The 16,231-nt window shown below is 59.9% G+C and carries 15 protein-coding genes; 13 read left to right on the plus strand and 2 right to left on the minus strand.

Features of this window, described 5'->3' with window-relative positions; translation table 11 throughout:
* Window positions 1–34: 34 nt before the first annotated feature.
* The 8 genes from Q7F16_RS10670 (at window position 35) to Q7F16_RS10705 (ending at window position 7,242) form a co-directional block, all read left to right on the plus strand.
* The gene (locus tag Q7F16_RS10670; protein ID WP_046063205.1) at window positions 35–1,354 is read left to right on the plus strand and encodes an OprD family outer membrane porin; all 1,320 of its coding nucleotides are present in this window, start codon (window positions 35–37) and stop codon (window positions 1,352–1,354) included.
* A 284-nt stretch (window positions 1,355–1,638) separates the two neighbouring features.
* The gene (locus Q7F16_RS10675) at window positions 1,639–2,277 is read left to right on the plus strand and encodes a peroxiredoxin (RefSeq protein ID WP_024617266.1); all 639 of its coding nucleotides are present in this window, start codon (window positions 1,639–1,641) and stop codon (window positions 2,275–2,277) included.
* A 307-nt stretch (window positions 2,278–2,584) separates the two neighbouring features.
* Entirely contained in the window at window positions 2,585–3,178 is a 594-nt protein-coding gene (gene ssuE, locus Q7F16_RS10680) for an NADPH-dependent FMN reductase (protein WP_409555761.1), read from the plus strand.
* A gap of 91 nt (window positions 3,179–3,269) precedes the next feature.
* Window positions 3,270–4,235, plus strand: a complete 966-nt coding sequence (locus Q7F16_RS10685; RefSeq protein WP_014340751.1) for a sulfonate ABC transporter substrate-binding protein — start codon at window positions 3,270–3,272, stop codon at window positions 4,233–4,235.
* Between the two features lie 24 nt (window positions 4,236–4,259).
* Window positions 4,260–5,408, plus strand: a complete 1,149-nt coding sequence (gene ssuD, locus Q7F16_RS10690; RefSeq protein WP_003206647.1) for an FMNH2-dependent alkanesulfonate monooxygenase — start codon at window positions 4,260–4,262, stop codon at window positions 5,406–5,408.
* Window positions 5,409–5,415: 7 nt separating this feature from the next.
* Complete coding sequence (ssuC, locus tag Q7F16_RS10695) at window positions 5,416–6,198, plus strand: aliphatic sulfonate ABC transporter permease SsuC (protein WP_014340750.1); 783 nt, start codon at window positions 5,416–5,418, stop codon at window positions 6,196–6,198.
* Window positions 6,195–7,001, plus strand: coding sequence for an aliphatic sulfonates ABC transporter ATP-binding protein (ssuB, locus tag Q7F16_RS10700; protein ID WP_409555762.1), 807 nt, complete (start codon window positions 6,195–6,197; stop codon window positions 6,999–7,001). The genes ssuC and ssuB overlap by 4 nt, the downstream gene beginning before the upstream one ends.
* A gap of 25 nt (window positions 7,002–7,026) precedes the next feature.
* On the plus strand, window positions 7,027–7,242 hold the full coding sequence (locus Q7F16_RS10705; protein ID WP_003177394.1) for a TOBE domain-containing protein: 216 nt from the start codon (window positions 7,027–7,029) through the stop codon (window positions 7,240–7,242).
* Window positions 7,243–7,476: 234 nt separating this feature from the next.
* On the opposite strand, the gene Q7F16_RS10710 is transcribed toward Q7F16_RS10705, so the two are convergent.
* On the minus strand, window positions 7,477–8,112 hold the full coding sequence (locus Q7F16_RS10710; protein WP_409555763.1) for a TetR/AcrR family transcriptional regulator: 636 nt from the start codon (window positions 8,110–8,112) through the stop codon (window positions 7,477–7,479).
* A gap of 287 nt (window positions 8,113–8,399) precedes the next feature.
* Window positions 8,400–9,776: a glutamine synthetase family protein gene (locus Q7F16_RS10715; RefSeq protein WP_003177396.1), complete on the minus strand. Its 1,377-nt coding sequence runs from the start codon at window positions 9,774–9,776 to the stop codon at window positions 8,400–8,402.
* A 278-nt stretch (window positions 9,777–10,054) separates the two neighbouring features.
* On the opposite strand from Q7F16_RS10715, the gene Q7F16_RS10720 reads away from it, so the two are divergent.
* From Q7F16_RS10720 to Q7F16_RS10740, 5 genes are all read left to right on the plus strand, one after another.
* On the plus strand, window positions 10,055–10,831 hold the full coding sequence (locus Q7F16_RS10720; RefSeq protein WP_046063208.1) for a gamma-glutamyl-gamma-aminobutyrate hydrolase family protein: 777 nt from the start codon (window positions 10,055–10,057) through the stop codon (window positions 10,829–10,831).
* A gap of 40 nt (window positions 10,832–10,871) precedes the next feature.
* Window positions 10,872–12,230, plus strand: coding sequence for a glutamine synthetase family protein (locus tag Q7F16_RS10725; protein WP_014340745.1), 1,359 nt, complete (start codon window positions 10,872–10,874; stop codon window positions 12,228–12,230).
* Window positions 12,231–12,288: 58 nt separating this feature from the next.
* Window positions 12,289–13,653, plus strand: coding sequence for an aspartate aminotransferase family protein (locus Q7F16_RS10730; RefSeq protein WP_024617270.1), 1,365 nt, complete (start codon window positions 12,289–12,291; stop codon window positions 13,651–13,653).
* 182 nt (window positions 13,654–13,835) lie between these two features.
* Window positions 13,836–14,933 (plus strand): polyamine ABC transporter substrate-binding protein, encoded by a 1,098-nt coding sequence (locus tag Q7F16_RS10735; protein WP_024617271.1) that lies wholly within the window; start codon window positions 13,836–13,838, stop codon window positions 14,931–14,933.
* 184 nt (window positions 14,934–15,117) lie between these two features.
* A complete protein-coding gene (locus Q7F16_RS10740; RefSeq protein ID WP_409555764.1) occupies window positions 15,118–16,215 on the plus strand; it encodes a polyamine ABC transporter substrate-binding protein in 1,098 nt (365 codons plus the stop codon).
* The last annotated feature ends 16 nt before the right edge of the window (window positions 16,216–16,231 follow it).

The following is a 16,231-nucleotide window of genomic DNA, read 5'->3' on the forward strand; positions in this document are numbered from 1 at the left end:
ACACACAAGAATTAGAAAACGAGAGGAGCGAAGCATGAACAAGTCCACCTTGGCCCTGGCTGTGGCTGTTGGGGTTCTGGCGCAGCAGGCAGGCGCCGCTGGTTTTATCGAGGACAGCAAGGCGTCTGTCAGTTCTCGTACGTTGTATTTCAACAACGACAACCGTGAAACAGGTAGCGAGGATCTGCGCGAAACGGGCACCGGCCTCAAGTTCGACTACAAGTCTGGCTTCACGCAAGGTGTTGTGGGTTTCGGTATCGACGCTCAGGCACTGGTTGGTATCCGTCTCGATGGCGGGAGAGGTCGTAACGCTGGCTCCTATATGCCAGCCGATACTGATGGTTCGGCGGTACATGAGTGGAGTCGTTTGTCGGGTAACGTCAAGGCGCTGTTCTCCAAGACGGAAGCCCATGTGGGTGGCGCACTGGCGCCAAACCTGCCGATCCTGGTTGCCAACGACAGCCGTCTGCTGCCACAGACCTTTGAAGGTGGCACCATCACCTCCAAGGAAATCGACAACGTTACTTTCAACGCTGGTCAGTTGGAACACGCCACAGGTCGTGCATCGAGCAACAGCACTGGTCTGGCAGTGGCGGGCGGTACCGAGGAAAGCAACCAGTTCCGTTTTGCCGGTGCTGACTGGAAGGTTACTAAGGACCTGACCCTGCAGTACTACTACGCGAACCTGCAGGATTACTACAAGCAGCACTTCCTGGGCGCGGTACACGTTTTCCCGATCAGCGAAGGTCAATCCTTCAAGACCGACCTGCGCTACTTCGACAGCAGCTCGGATGGCCGTAACGGCGACGCGGGCTATCGCTTCAACAACAATAGTGGCTATGCCAAGAACCCGGGTGAGGTCGATAACAAGACCTGGAGCGCGATGTTCACTTACACCCTCGGCGGCAGTGCCTTCCTGTTGGGTCACCAGCAAGTCGGCGATGACGGTGGCTTTGTCTACCTGAACCAGGGCAACGTGGTTGATGGCAACGGTCGCCCCGAAGGTGCCGGTGGCGCGAGCTTTTACCTGTTCACCGACAGCATGATCAACGGGTTTGTCCGTGCAGGTGAAAACACCACGTTCGGTCAATACTCCTACGATTTCGCTTCTCTGGGCGTTCCAGGCCTGAAAGCTGCGGTTTCCTACCTGCGTGGTGACGACGTCAAAACAGTCTCCGGTACAAGCGAATACTCGGAGTGGGAGCGCGACATGCGTGTGGATTACGTAGTCCAGCAGGGCGCGTTGAAAGGCTTCGGTACTACTGTGCGTCACGGTAGCTACCGCAGCGGCGGTGTTGGCGATGACCAGGATCAGACTCGCGTAATCTTCAACTACACTTACAACTTCATGTAAGACGTAGCGAAGTAAAAAAAGCCCCGCCCGGCAGCACGCCGGGTGGGGCTTTTGCGTTTCGGGTCTGGCCCACCCCTGTAGCCTTCCCCGAACCTTCTCCTCTTTTCAGCAACTCGAGGCCTTCTCGAACCTCGGAAATGATCTTGGGCCGCTATGCGTTGTGGCGCCAGTGAACAGTTTTTTATATTCACTATCGATCTAGATAAATGGATATTTATTCTTTTTAAAGCAATCGAAACCGGTGCAAAGTTGGGCTCACAACAACCTCATCCAGGAGCCGCACCATGAGCCTCAGACTCGGCGACATCGCCCCCGACTTCGAACAGGATTCCAGCGCCGGCAAGATCCGCTTTCACGAATGGCTCGGTGACAGCTGGGGCGTGCTGTTTTCCCACCCGGCGGACTTCACCCCGGTGTGCACCACCGAGTTGGGCCTCACCGCCAAGCTCAAGGACGAGTTCGCCCAGCGTGGGGTCAAGGCCATTGCCCTCTCGGTGGACCCGGTGGACTCCCACCACAAGTGGATCGAGGACATCAACGAGACCCAGAACGCCGTGGTCAACTTTCCGATCCTGGCCGACGCCGACCGCAAGGTGTCCGACCTGTACGACCTGATTCATCCCAATGCCAGCGACACGCTGACCGTGCGCTCCTTGTTCGTGATAGACCCGAACAAGAAAATCCGCCTGACCATTACTTACCCAGCCAGCACCGGGCGCAATTTCAATGAGATCCTGCGGGTGATCGACTCGCTCCAATTGACCGACAACTATAAAGTCGCCACCCCGGCCAACTGGCAGGACGGTGATGAAGTGGTGATCGTGCCGTCGCTCAAGGACGAAGAGGAACTCAAGCAGCGTTTTCCCAAGGGCTACCGCGCCGTGAAGCCTTACCTGCGCCTGACCCCGCAGCCCAATCGCTGACGCAACACCTGAACCTGTGGGAGCGAGCTTGCTCGCGATGGCATCGGATCTGCCAACGTCGATGTCGACTGATACACCGCCATCGCGAGCAAGCTCGCTCCCACAGGGGAGAACACTGTGCACCAAGGGTTTTGGCCGTTTCGACGGCCTTTTTTATTGCGCCAAGGAAAGTGAATTGCATATCTCAAAATCGCATAACCAAATGAATAAATATGATTTAAAGATATATTGATCCCCTGTTATGGTTTGACCCATGCAGCGAGATCGCCCACCGCGAATCGCACGTGACAGTTAAGGAATAGCAGGCATGTTGGTCGTCTTACTCGGTGGCAGTCCCAGCCAACGCTCCCGCTCCGGGGTGCTGCTGGAGCGCTCGCAACGCTGGTTGCAGCAGCAAGGTGTGGAAGTGGTGAGCTATCAGGTGCGCGACTTCCCGGCCGAAGATCTGCTCCATGCCCGCTTCGACAGTCCGAAGGTGGTCGACCTGCTCCAGCAGATCGAAAATGCCGACGGCCTGTTGATTGCCACGCCGGTGTACAAGGCGTCTTTTTCCGGTGCGCTGAAGACTGTGCTGGATCTGCTGCCTGAGCGCGCCCTGGCCCATAAAGTGGTGTTGCCGATGGCAACCGGCGGCAGCATCGCCCACATGCTGGCGGTGGATTACGCCCTCAAGCCGGTGTTGTCCGCGCTCAAGGCCCAGGAAATGCTCCATGGGATCTTTGCCGAGGACAGCCAGATCGCTTATGGCGAAGGCAGTGCCCAGGCGCAATTGACGCCAGCATTGCAACAACGTCTGGACGAGGCGCTGGAACAGTTTTTCAGCGCCATGGCCCGTCGGCCCAAGCCGCTGGACCCTCGTGTACTGAACGAACGTTTGCTGAGTGCTCGCTGGAGCATCTGACCCGATTACTCCCTGATTCAACTTCACCTTACTCAGCCGCCAACGGCCCAGCAGGTGCAGCCAAAACCCCACAGCAAAAAGGAGAGGCGCCATGCGCACTGTCATTTTGCGTCGCGGGCTGGTCGCTCTGTTTGCTGCGGCTGTGTCCCTCGGCGTCATTACTCAAGCTCAAGCCGAGACCTTGCGGATCGGTTACCAGAAATACGGCACCCTGGTGCTGCTCAAAGCCAAGGGAACATTGGAAAAACGCCTCGCAGCCCAAGGCGTGGACGTGCAATGGACCGAGTTCCCCGGCGGCCCGCAGCTGCTTGAAGGCTTGAACGTCGGCTCCATCGACTTTGGCGTGACCGGTGAAACCCCACCGGTGTTCGCCCAGGCCGCAGGCGCCGACCTGCTCTACGTCGCTTACGAGCCACCGGCGCCCACCAGCGAGGCCATCCTGGTGCCCAAGGGGTCGGCCATCCAGTCGGTGCAAGATCTCAAGGGCAAGAAAGTCGTGCTGAACAAAGGCTCCAATGTCCACTACCTGCTGGTGCGGGCGTTGGAGGATGCCGGTCTGAAATATTCCGATATCCAGACCGTTTTCCTGCCGCCGGCCGACGCCCGCGCCGCGTTCGAACGTGGCAGCGTGGACGCCTGGGTGATCTGGGATCCGTATCAGGCGGCCGCTGAACAGCAGTTGCAGGCACGCACCCTGCGTGACGGCAAAGGCATCGTCGACAACCACCAGTTCTACCTCGCCACCAAACCCTATGCGCAAAAAAATCCTCAGGTCATTACGACGCTGGTGGAAGAGGTGCGGGCAGTGGGGGAGTGGTCCAAGGCCAACCCTGAAGACGTGACCAAGCAAGTATCGCCGCTGCTTGGCCTACCGGCGGACATCACCCTGACGGCGGTGAAACGCCAAGGCTACGGGGCGTTGTTCCTCACGCCGGAGGTGGTGGCGGCGCAGCAGAAAATTGCCGACAGCTTCTATCAGCTCAAATTGATTCCCAAGCCCTTGAGCATCAAGGACGTGATCTGGACGCCGCCGGCGGCCGTTGCGAACGCGCAGTAATTCGATCCCTTAGGAGACCACTCCATGAGCCTCAATATTTTCTGGTTCCTGCCTACCCACGGCGACGGCCATTACCTTGGCACTGCCGAAGGCGCCCGCGCCGTCGATCACGGTTACCTGCAACAAGTCGCCCAGGCGGCGGATCGACTGGGTTTCGGCGGCGTGCTGATCCCCACCGGACGTTCCTGCGAGGACTCCTGGCTGGTGGCCGCTTCGTTGATTCCGGTGACCCAGCGCCTGAAATTCCTCGTTGCCCTGCGTCCCGGGATCATCTCCCCGACAGTGGCCGCGCGTCAGGCCGCGACGCTCGACCGGTTGTCCGGCGGGCGTGCGTTGTTCAACCTGGTGACTGGCGGCGACCCGGATGAGTTGGCCGGCGACGGCCTGTTCCTCGACCACGAGCAACGCTACCAGGCGTCGGTTGAATTCACCCGCATCTGGCGCCGGGTGCTGGAAGGCGAAACCGTGGATTACGACGGTGAGCACATCAGTGTGAAGGGCGCCAAGCTGCTCTATCCACCGATCCAGCAACCGCGTCCACCGCTGTATTTCGGTGGCTCGTCGGAAGCCGCCCAGGATTTGGCAGCCGAGCAGGTGGAAATGGTGCTGACCTGGGGCGAGCCGCCCGCAGCTGTCGCGGAAAAAATCGAGCAAGTACGGGCCAAGGCTGCAAAATTGGGGCGCACGGTACGCTTCGGCATCCGCCTGCATGTGATCGTGCGGGAAACCAATGCCGAGGCCTGGCAAGCGGCCGACCGGCTGATCTCTCACCTGGACGACGACACCATCGCCCGTGCCCAGGCGTCCCTGGCGCGCTTCGATTCGGTGGGCCAGCAACGCATGGCCGCCCTGCACGGTGGCCGTCGCGACAAGCTGGAAGTCAGCCCCAACCTCTGGGCCGGCGTCGGCCTGGTTCGCGGCGGGGCCGGTACGGCGCTGGTGGGCGATGGTCCGACCGTGGCGGCACGGGTCAAGGAATACGCTGACCTTGGCATCGACACCTTTATTTTCTCCGGTTATCCACACCTGGAAGAGTCCTATCGTGTGGCGGAACTGTTGTTCCCACACCTGGACGTCGAGCGCCCGGAATTACCGAAAAGCCAGGGCTATGTGAGCCCGTTCGGTGAAATGGTCGCCAACGATATTCTTCCCAAAGCCGCGTCCCAGAGCTGAGGCGGCCATGAAGAAAATCATCCACACCCTCGCGCCCTGGGCGGTGCCTCTGCTGTTGCTGGCGGTATGGCAACTGTCGGTGTCGGCCGGTTGGTTGTCCACGCGGATCCTGCCAGCACCCGTGGCCGTGATCGAGGCCGGGGTCAACCTGGTGCGCAGCGGCGAGATCTGGACGCACCTGGCAATCAGCGGTTGGCGCGCAGCGGTGGGCTTTCTGATCGGCGGTGGCATCGGCCTGACCCTGGGCTTCATCACCGGTTTGTCGAAATGGGGCGAACGTCTGTTGGACAGTTCCGTGCAAATGGTCCGGAACATCCCGCACCTGGCGCTGATTCCGTTGGTGATCCTGTGGTTTGGCATTGATGAGTCGGCGAAGATTTTCCTGGTGGCCCTGGGCACGTTGTTCCCGATCTACCTCAACACCTACCACGGCATTCGCAACGTCGACCCGGCGCTGGTGGAAATGTCCCGCAGCTACGGCTTGTCCGGCTTCAGGCTGTTTCGCCAGGTGATCCTGCCTGGCGCCCTGCCTTCAATCCTGGTGGGCGTGCGCTTTGCCCTGGGTTTCATGTGGCTGACGCTGATCGTGGCGGAAACCATCTCGGCCAGCGCCGGCATTGGCTATCTGGCGATGAATGCCCGGGAGTTCCTGCAAACCGATGTGGTGGTGCTGGCGATCCTTTTGTACGCCGTGCTGGGCAAATTGGCCGACCTTGCCGCCCGTGGGCTTGAGCGGGTCTGGCTGCGCTGGCACCCGGCGTACCAAGTGAACAAGGGAGGTGCCGCATGACCGCCCAACAACCTCCGCGCCTGCTGCGGGGCATACCGCTGGCGGTGCGCAAGCTGCAAAAAACCTTCGGCATGCGCCAGGTATTGCGCGACATCGACCTGCATATCCCGGCCGGGCAGTTCGTGGCCGTGGTCGGTCGCAGCGGCTGTGGCAAAAGTACCTTGCTGCGGTTGCTGGCCGGGCTCGATCAACCCACCGATGGTCAACTGTTGGCGGGCTCGGCAGCGTTAAGTGCCGCGCAACAGGACACGCGGTTGATGTTCCAGGAAGCGCGTTTGCTGCCCTGGAAAAAAGTCATCGACAACGTCGGCCTCGGGCTCAAGGGCAACTGGCGTCCGCAGGCGTTGCAGGCACTGGAAGCCGTCGGCTTGGCCGACCGCGCACATGAGTGGCCGGCGGCGCTGTCCGGCGGACAGAAACAACGAGTGGCCCTGGCCCGGGCGCTGATTCATCAGCCACGCCTGTTGTTGCTCGATGAACCCTTGGGCGCGCTGGACGCACTGACCCGCATCGAGATGCAGCAACTGATCGAAAACCTCTGGCAGCAGCACGGCTTCACGGTGTTGCTGGTGACCCACGATGTCAGCGAGGCGGTAGCGATTGCCGATCGGGTGATCCTGATCGAGGACGGCCAGATCGGCCTCGACCTGCCCATCGACCTGCCACGCCCACGGGTTCGCGGCTCTCATCGCCTGGCGAGCCTGGAAACCGAAGTCCTCAACCGTGTGCTGTCCTTGCCCGGCCAACCGCCGGAACCGGAACCCGTTTCACCCTTGCCCACGCAATTGCGTTGGGCGCAATAACTTCATCCAGACAGGAATCGACACCATGACTATCAAAGCCATCAACGTACGCAACCAGTTCAAAGGCACCATCAAGGAAATCGTCGAAGGCGACGTGCTGTCGGAAATCGACGTGCAGACCGCTTCGGGCATCGTCACTTCGGTTATCACTACCCGCTCGGTCAAGGAGTTGGAACTGGCGATCGGCAGCGAAGTGATTGCCTTCGTCAAATCCACCGAGGTGTCTATCGCCAAGTTGTGAGCGATGTGTCACCCACGGCCCCGGACGGCGTGAGCCCTTCGGGGCTTTTTGGTTTTTTGGCAGCTTGTGAACTAGCGTTGGTGAAGCTGGAAGGGGCCTTTGTGGCGAGGGGATTTATCCCCGCTGGGCTGCGAAGCGGCCCCAAACCAGGCAACTCGATGTGCCAGGAAGATGAGTTCACTGCTTTAGGGCTGCTGCGCAGCCCAGCGGGGATAAATCCCCTCGCCACATGGATCAGGGGGCTTCACGCTTGGGCAGATACGGCGGCAGATACAGCCCCAGGTACGCGTCGAACACCCGCATGCCTTCTTCGGCCATGCGCGGGGTGATCTGGTCGTGTTGTTGTACCGAGCGGGCGTAGACGCGGTCGCCCAGTTCCATGGCCAGGGCGAACACGTCGACGTCTTTGGGCAAGCTCGGCAGCTCGAAATGGTGGTCGAACACCTTATGCATCAGGTCGCCCAGCTCGAGGTCGTGCTGGCGGTCGGCCTGGGTGACTTCGGTCAGGCCGTGCTGGGCCAGGATCAGCTGGCGGGCGGCAGCGTCCTGGCTGTAGATGGCGAGCATGCGTTGTTCCACCAGCCGTGACAGGTCGTGCCAATGGTTCAACGCCCCATGATCGATCGGTGCTTGCAGGCAGGCGCGAAAGGCGGCATGGACGTCGGCGGTCAGGGCTTCGAGCAGGGCCGGGACGCTGGCAAAGAAGTGGTACACGGAAGAGGGCGGGATCCCGGCGCGCTCGGCGACGCTGTAGATCGACAGGCTGGCCACGCCTTCGGCGGCAAGCAGCGTACGGGCGGCATCAAGAATGGTGTCGATCCGGGCCTGGCTGCGTGCGCGGGGTTTGCGGGGGGGGGCGATGCGCGTCATGGACGTCTCCTGCGGGGCTGCCGGGCATTGTACGAGTCGGGTCCTGTGTTGTCTGCCAGGCTGTCATCGCGGGCAAGCCTTGCTCCCACAGGGAACTGTGATAAACCTGGATCAGGTGATTGACCAGAACTCCCACAGGAACTGTGATGAACTCGGATCAGGTGGTTACCACAGATCCAATGTGGGAGCTGAGCTTGCTCGCGATCCGCCGAAGGCGGCCATCCACCCAAATATAAAAAAACGCCGCAGCCCCGAAGGCCTGCGGCGTTTTTTTTACTGCAACCCACTTACACGGTATGCAGGTACCAGTTGTACTCGAGGTCGGAGATGGAGTGTTCGAACTCCTCCAGCTCGCTTTCCTTGCAGGCCACGAAGATATCGATGTATTTCGGGTCGATGTACTTGGCCATGACTTCGCTGTCGTCCAGCTCGCGCAGGGCATCGCGCAAGTTGTTCGGCAGGCTTTGCTCGTTCTGCTCGTAGCTGTTGCCTTCCACCGGCGCACCGGGCTCGATCTTGTTGGTCAGGCCATGGTGTACGCCCGCCAGCACGGCGGCCATCAGCAGGTAGGGGTTGGCATCGGCACCGGCGACGCGGTGCTCCAGGCGCACGGCATCGGCCGAGCCGGTAGGGACGCGCAAGGCCACGGTGCGGTTGTCCAGGCCCCAGGTCGGCGAGTTCGGCACGTAGAACTGTGCGCCGAAACGACGGTAGGAGTTGACGTTCGGGCAGAGGAAAGCCATCTGCGCGGGCAGGGTCTCGAGCACACCGCCGATCGCGTGACGCAGTGCGGCGTTCTGCTCGGGATCCTCGCTGGCAAAAATATTCTTGCCATCTTTATCAAGAATCGAGATGTGGACGTGCAGACCATTACCCGCCTGGCCCGGATAAGGCTTGGCCATGAAGGTGGTGTCCATTTCATGGTCGTAGGCGATGTTCTTGATCAGACGCTTGAGCAGGACCGCATAGTCGCAGGCCTTGATCGGATCGGCCACGTGGTGCAGGTTCACTTCGAACTGCGCCGGGGCACTTTCCTTGACGATGGCGTCGGCGGGAATGCCTTGCTCCTTGGCCCCTTCCAGAATGTCCTGGAGGCAATCGACGTATTCGTCGAGGTCATCGATCAGGTAGACCTGGGTCGAGTGCGGGCGTTTGCCGGAGATCGGCGAGCGAGGCGGTTGTGGGCGTCCATTCACGTTCTCCTGGTCGATCAGGTAGAACTCCAGCTCGAATGCGGCGCAGATGGTCAGGCCCAGTTCATCGAACTTGGTCACGACTTGGCGCAGGACTTCACGCGGGTCGGCGAAGAAAGGCTCGCCTTCGAGTTCGTGCATGGTCATCAACAGTTGCGCAGTGGGGCGCTTCTGCCAAGGCTCGTTGCACAGGGTGTCAGGGATTGGATAGCAGATCCGGTCGGCATCGCCGATGTCCAGACCCAGGCCGGTGCTTTCCACCGTAGAGCCATTGATATCCAGGGCAAATAAAGAGGCCGGCAGGTTGATGCCTTTCTCGTAAACCTTGTGGAGGCTGGTGCGTTCTATGCGCTTGCCGCGCACCACACCATTCATATCCGCAATCAGAAGGTCAACGTACAGAACCTCAGGATGTTCCTTAAGGAACGCGTTCGCTTCGTTAAGCTGAACGGCACGCGGGGGTACCGACATGATGCAACACCTTTGTTGTTAAAAATATCAATCATTGATCTCTTCGAAAGCCAGTCAACCCGAACGGCATGCCGAAGTCAAGCAGGGCCTTTTTTGCCCTAAAAAAGCACCTTCAGGGCTTTTTTGAGGCAATTTAGGGCGTTTTTTTCCCTTTAAGGGTCTTGGCGCCCGCGGGCTTGAGCGGGCCGTGTTGTATTTTTTACGGGGGTGTTGTGTAAAAAAATGAACAAGGCTAAGCTCGATTCAAACCCATAACAGCAATAATACCGGGGTGCTTCATGTCTCGCCTGCCGTTAATCGGCGTCACCACCTGCTCCAGGCAGATTGGTCTGCATGCTTATCACATCAGTGGCGATAAATATTCCCGGGCTGTCGCGACAGCCGCCAAGGGCCTGCCAGTGCTGCTTCCGTCCCTGGCGGATCTGCTCCCGCCGTCCGATATTCTGGACGCCCTGGACGGTATTCTCTTTACCGGCTCTCCTTCCAATGTAGAACCTTTTCATTACCAAGGCCCGGCCAGTTCGCCGGGCACTGCTCATGATCCTGCACGGGACGCCACCACCTTGCCGCTGATCCGCGCCGCTGTCGAGGCGGGCATCCCGGTGCTGGGCATTTGCCGTGGTTTCCAGGAGATGAACGTAGCCTTTGGCGGCAGCCTGCATCAGAAAGTTCATGAAGTCGGAACGTTCATCGATCATCGTGAAGACGATACTCAAGCGGTGGATGTTCAATACGGCCCTGCCCACGCCGTGCATATCCAGCCTGGCGGCGTACTGGCAGGCCTGGGGCTGCCCCAGCTAATAGAGGTCAACTCGATCCACAGCCAGGGCATCGAGCGCCTGGCGCCTGGGTTACGAGCCGAAGCGGTGGCCCCCGATGGCCTGATCGAGGCGGTTTCGGTGCCAGAAGGCAAGGCTTTTGCTTTAGGTGTGCAATGGCACCCCGAATGGGAGGTAAGCTCTAACCCGCACTACCTTGCGATTTTCCAGGCATTTGGCGATGCCTGCCGAGCAAGGGCAACACAACGCGACGCCGATGCGTCAAACAACGCCTGACGACTAATAGCAGTCAGGAAACTCACGCCTAGAGGCATTTATGAGTAACAACCTCGACCAGCTCACCGATTGGTTGAAAGACCACAAGATCACAGAAGTCGAATGCATGATTGGCGACCTCACCGGTATCACCCGGGGCAAGATCTCGCCGACCAACAAGTTCATTGCCGAGAAAGGCATGCGCCTGCCCGAGAGCGTTCTGCTCCAGACCGTTACGGGCGACTATGTCGAAGACGACATCTATTACGAACTGCTCGACCCTGCCGACATCGACATGATCTGCCGCCCGGACGAGAACGCAGTCTTCCTTGTGCCCTGGGCCATCGAGCCCACAGCCCAGGTTATCCACGACGCCTACGACAAGCAGGGCAACCCCATCGAGCTGTCGCCGCGCAACGTGCTCAAGAAAGTACTCAAGCTCTACGCCGACAAGGGTTGGCAGCCGATCGTCGCGCCGGAAATGGAGTTCTACCTGACCAAGCGCAGCGATGACCCGGACTTTCCGCTGCAACCGCCCGTTGGCCGCTCCGGCCGTCCGGAAACCGGCCGCCAATCCTTTTCGATCGAAGCGGCCAACGAATTCGACCCGCTGTTCGAAGACGTCTACGACTGGTGCGAACTGCAGGAGCTGGACCTCGATACCCTGATCCACGAGGACGGCACGGCGCAGATGGAAATCAATTTCCGTCATGGCGATGCCCTGTCCCTGGCCGACCAGATCCTGGTGTTCAAGCGCACCATGCGCGAAGCGGCACTCAAGCACGACGTGGCTGCCACCTTCATGGCCAAGCCCATGACCGGCGAGCCGGGCAGTGCGATGCACTTGCACCAGAGCATCATCGACAAGGAAACCGGCAAGAACGTCTTCTCCAATGAAGACGGAACCATGAGCGAGCTGTTCCTGCACCACATCGGCGGCCTGCAGAAATTCATCCCCGAGCTGTTGCCGCTGTTCGCCCCTAACGTCAACTCGTTCCGCCGCTTCCTGCCGGATACGTCGGCGCCGGTGAACGTGGAGTGGGGCGAAGAGAACCGCACCGTGGGGCTGCGCGTGCCGGATGCCGGGCCGCAGAACCGTCGGGTGGAAAACCGCTTGCCGGGCGCCGATGCCAACCCGTACCTGGCGATTGCCGCCAGCCTGCTGTGTGGCTTCATCGGCATGGTCGAAGGCATCAACCCGAGTGCGCCGGTGGTGGGCCGAGGTTACGAACGCCGCAACCTGCGTTTGCCGCTGACCATCGAAGACGCCCTGGAACGCATGGAAAACAGCACCACCATCGAGAAATACCTGGGCAAGAAATTCATCACAGGCTACGTCGCGGTCAAGCGGGCCGAGCATGAAAACTTCAAGCGCGTGATCAGTTCGTGGGAGCGGGAATTCCTGCTCTTTGCCGTCTGAAGCGCCGGGCGGGGCTGCTTCAGGCAGCTTCGCCCTCACCGATAACAGGAGAATTGGCATGACCCGCAATAACCCGCAAACCCGTGAATGGCAGGCCCTGAGCAACGATCACCACCTGGCGCCGTTCAGCGACTTCAAGCAGCTCAAAGAGAAAGGCCCGCGCATCATCACCCACGCCAAGGGCGTCTACCTCTGGGACAGTGAAGGCAACAAGATCCTCGACGGCATGGCCGGCCTCTGGTGCGTGGCCGTCGGTTATGGCCGCGAGGAACTGGCCGACGCCGCCAGCCAGCAGATGCGCGAGCTGCCGTACTACAACCTGTTCTTCCAGACGGCCCACCCGCCGGTGCTGGAATTGTCCAAAGCCATCGCCGACATCGCCCCTGAAGGCATGAACCACGTGTTCTTCACCGGCTCCGGCTCCGAGGGCAACGACACCATGCTGCGGATGGTCCGCCACTATTGGGCGATCAAGGGCCAGCCGAACAAGAAAGTCATCATCAGCCGCAAGAACGGTTATCACGGTTCGACCGTGGCCGGCGCGAGCCTGGGCGGCATGACCTATATGCATGAACAGGGCGACCTGCCGATCCCGGGCATTGTCCACATCGCCCAACCTTACTGGTTCGGTGAAGGCGGCGACATGAGCCCCGAAGAGTTCGGTGTGTGGGCGGCCAACCAGTTGGAAGAAAAGATCCTGGAGCTCGGCGTGGACAACGTCGGCGCCTTCATCGCCGAGCCGATCCAGGGCGCCGGCGGCGTGATCGTGCCGCCGGACAGCTACTGGCCGCGCATGAAGGAAATCCTCGCCAAGTACGACATCCTGTTCGTAGCCGACGAAGTGATCTGTGGCTTCGGCCGTACCGGTGAGTGGTTCGGTACCGACCATTACGGGTTGAAACCGCACATGATGACCATCGCCAAGGGCCTGACCTCCGGCTACATCCCCATGGGCGGGCTGATCGTGCGTGACGACGTGGTCGCAGTGCTCAACGAGGGCGGCGACTTCAACCACGGGTTTACCTATTCCGGTCATCCGGTGGCCGCGGCAGTGGCCCTGGAAAACATCCGTATCCTGCGCGACGAAAAGATCATCGAGCGCGTCCATGCTGAAACGGCACCCTATTTGCAGAAGCGTTTGCGGGAACTGAACGATCATCCGCTGGTGGGTGAAGTGCGCGGTGTCGGTTTGCTGGGGGCGATCGAGCTGGTTCAGGACAAGGCCACGCGCAAGCGCTACGAAGGCAAGGGTGTGGGCATGATCTGCCGGCAGTTCTGTTTCGATAACGGGCTGATCATGCGCGCGGTGGGTGACACCATGATCATTGCGCCGCCGCTGGTGATCAGCAAGGCCGAGATCGATGAACTGGTGACCAAGGCGCGGCAGTGCCTGGACCTGACGCTCAGTGCGTTGCAAGGCTAAGTGCTAGGCTCTGAGCGAGGTGCCTGCAAGGGCCTCGCCCAGCGAGAATAAAAGGCTGGGCTTGTGTTGAAAGCCTGGCCTGTAACTTGCCAGACTACCGGCTGTTCAAGTCGCCCGTGAGCCGGCTACTGAACTGTGGCTAAGAAGAATAACTGGAGCATTTTTTCATGAAGGCATTAGGTATGAAGATAGCTGGCAAGACCCTCCTCGCCATGTCCCTGATGGGCGTGATGGCGGGCGCTGTTCAGGCGGACGACAAAGTGCTGCACGTCTATAACTGGTCCGACTACATTGCGCCGGACACCGTCGCCAAGTTCGAGAAAGAATCGGGGATCAAAGTCGTCTACGACGTGTTCGACAGCAACGAAACCCTGGAAGCCAAGTTGCTGGCCGGCAAATCCGGTTATGACATCGTGGTGCCGTCGAACAACTTCCTGGCCAAGCAGATCAAGGCCGGGGTCTACCAGAAACTCGACAAGTCCAAGTTGCCCAACTGGAAAAACCTGAACACCGACCTGCTCAAGGCCGTTTCGGTGAGCGATCCGGGCAACGAACACGCCTTCCCGTACATGTGGGGTTCGATCGGCATTGGTTTCAACGCCGAGAAGGTCAAGGCGGCTTTGGGTGCCGACGCGCCGACCAACTCGTGGGACCTGCTGTTCAAGCCGGAAAACGCCGCCAAGCTGAAAGCCTGCGGCATCAGCTTCCTCGACTCGCCGACCGAGATGATCCCGGTGGCGCTGCACTACCTGGGCTATCCGACCGACAGCCAGGACAAGAAACAACTGGCTGAAGCCGAGGCACTGTTCCTCAAGATCCGTCCTTCGATCGGCTACTTCCACTCTTCCAAGTACATCTCCGACCTGGCCAACGGCAACATCTGCGTAGCGGTCGGCTACTCGGGCGACATCTACCAGGCCAAGTCCCGTGCTGCCGAAGCCGGCGGCAAGGTTAAAGTCAGCTACAACATTCCGAAGGAAGGTGCTGGCAGCTTCTTCGACATGGTCGCCATCCCCAAGGATGCCGAGAACGTCGAGGGTGCCTACAAGTTCATGACCTTCCTGCAAAAGCCGGAAATCATGGCTGAAATCACCGACACCGTGAGCTTCCCGAACGGCAACGCGGCCTCCACGCCGCTGGTCAGCAAGGAAATCACCAGCGACCCGGGCATCTACCCGCCGGCAGACGTGCAAGCCAAGCTCTACGCGATTGCCGACCTGCCAGCCGCGACCCAGCGGATCATGACTCGCAGCTGGACCAAGATCAAATCCGGTAAATAAGCCGGCCTGAAGCATCTTCCTGTTGTCGCTGCCATCGCGGCGGCGGCAACAGGAGCAATTAAATAACTAAAAGTTTTGCTGGATCGGTTTATCGAGGGTAAGTTGCGCGCCGGTTTTGTTGCAGGGCCTCTCTTGGCCAAGTAACGGGGGCAACTTGGGCCCAACTATTTAAGAGGACCTCCACGTGCCAGTCTTTTCTTTGTTACGTAACGCCTTGCTGGTCGGCGCCGGCCTGACGCTCGCCGTCAGCGTCCAGGCTGCCTCCACCGTGCATATTTATAATTGGTCGGACTACATCGGCGAGACCACCCTGGCGGATTTCGAAAAAGCCACTGGCATCAAGCCGGTGTATGACGTGTTCGATTCCAACGAAACCCTGGAAGGCAAGTTGCTGGCCGGGCGTACCGGTTACGACGTGGTGGTGCCGTCCAACCACTTCCTGGGCAAGCAGATCAAGGCCGGGGCGTTCCAGAAGCTCGACAAGGCGCAGTTGCCCAACTACGCCAACCTCGACCCTGTGCTGCTCAAGCGCCTGGAAAAGAACGATCCGGGCAACCAGTACGCCGTGCCTTACCTGTGGGGCACCAACGGCATCGGCTACAACGTCGAGAAGATCAAGGCGGTCCTGGGCGTCGAGAAGATCGATTCGTGGGCCATGCTGTTCGAGCCGGAAAACATCAAGAAGCTGTCTAGCTGCGGTGTTTCGTTCCTCGATTCGGGCGACGAGATGATCCCGGCGATGCTCAATTACCTGGGCCTGAACCCCAACAGCGAAGACCCTGAAGACTACAAGAAGGCCGAGGCCCAGCTCCTCAAGATCCGGCCTTACGTGACCTACTTCAATTCCTCCAAATACATCTCCGACCTGGCCAATGGCGAGATCTGCGTGGCCGCCGGTTTCTCCGGCGACATCTTCCAGGCTCGCGAGCGTGCCAGCGAAGCCGGCAAGGGCGTCGATATCGCCTACGTGATTCCCAAGGAAGGCGGCAACCTGTGGTTTGACATGCTGGCGATCCCGCGCGACGCCAGCAACGTCAAGCAAGCGCACGCGTTCATCAACTACCTGCTCAAGCCTGAGGTCATCGCCCAGGTCAGCGATGTCGTCGGTTATGCCAACCCGAACCCCAAGGCTGGCGAACTGATGGATCAGAAAGTACGCACCGACGAAGCGGTTTACCCACCGCAAGCAGTCGTCGACAAGCTCTACGTCAACTCCGAGTTGCCGCCCAAGATCCAACGACTCATGACCCGCAGCTGGACCAAGGTCAAGTCGGGTAAATAACGTCAACACTCTTAGG

The organism is Pseudomonas sp. Lb2C2, assembly GCF_052112205.1.
GTDB lineage: Bacteria > Pseudomonadota > Gammaproteobacteria > Pseudomonadales > Pseudomonadaceae > Aquipseudomonas > Aquipseudomonas kilonensis.

Coding starts and splice junctions, on each gene's coding strand:
- Q7F16_RS10670 (WP_046063205.1), top strand. CDS start 35: ATGAACAAGTCCACCTTGGCCCTGGCTGTGGCTGTTGGGGTTCTGGCG.
- Q7F16_RS10675 (WP_024617266.1), top strand. CDS start 1,639: ATGAGCCTCAGACTCGGCGACATCGCCCCCGACTTCGAACAGGATTCC.
- ssuE (WP_409555761.1), top strand. CDS start 2,585: ATGTTGGTCGTCTTACTCGGTGGCAGTCCCAGCCAACGCTCCCGCTCC.
- Q7F16_RS10685 (WP_014340751.1), top strand. CDS start 3,270: ATGCGCACTGTCATTTTGCGTCGCGGGCTGGTCGCTCTGTTTGCTGCG.
- ssuD (WP_003206647.1), top strand. CDS start 4,260: ATGAGCCTCAATATTTTCTGGTTCCTGCCTACCCACGGCGACGGCCAT.
- ssuC (WP_014340750.1), top strand. CDS start 5,416: ATGAAGAAAATCATCCACACCCTCGCGCCCTGGGCGGTGCCTCTGCTG.
- ssuB (WP_409555762.1), top strand. CDS start 6,195: ATGACCGCCCAACAACCTCCGCGCCTGCTGCGGGGCATACCGCTGGCG.
- Q7F16_RS10705 (WP_003177394.1), top strand. CDS start 7,027: ATGACTATCAAAGCCATCAACGTACGCAACCAGTTCAAAGGCACCATC.
- Q7F16_RS10710 (WP_409555763.1), bottom strand. CDS start 8,112: ATGACGCGCATCGCCCCCCCCCGCAAACCCCGCGCACGCAGCCAGGCC.
- Q7F16_RS10715 (WP_003177396.1), bottom strand. CDS start 9,776: ATGTCGGTACCCCCGCGTGCCGTTCAGCTTAACGAAGCGAACGCGTTC.
- Q7F16_RS10720 (WP_046063208.1), top strand. CDS start 10,055: ATGTCTCGCCTGCCGTTAATCGGCGTCACCACCTGCTCCAGGCAGATT.
- Q7F16_RS10725 (WP_014340745.1), top strand. CDS start 10,872: ATGAGTAACAACCTCGACCAGCTCACCGATTGGTTGAAAGACCACAAG.
- Q7F16_RS10730 (WP_024617270.1), top strand. CDS start 12,289: ATGACCCGCAATAACCCGCAAACCCGTGAATGGCAGGCCCTGAGCAAC.
- Q7F16_RS10735 (WP_024617271.1), top strand. CDS start 13,836: ATGAAGATAGCTGGCAAGACCCTCCTCGCCATGTCCCTGATGGGCGTG.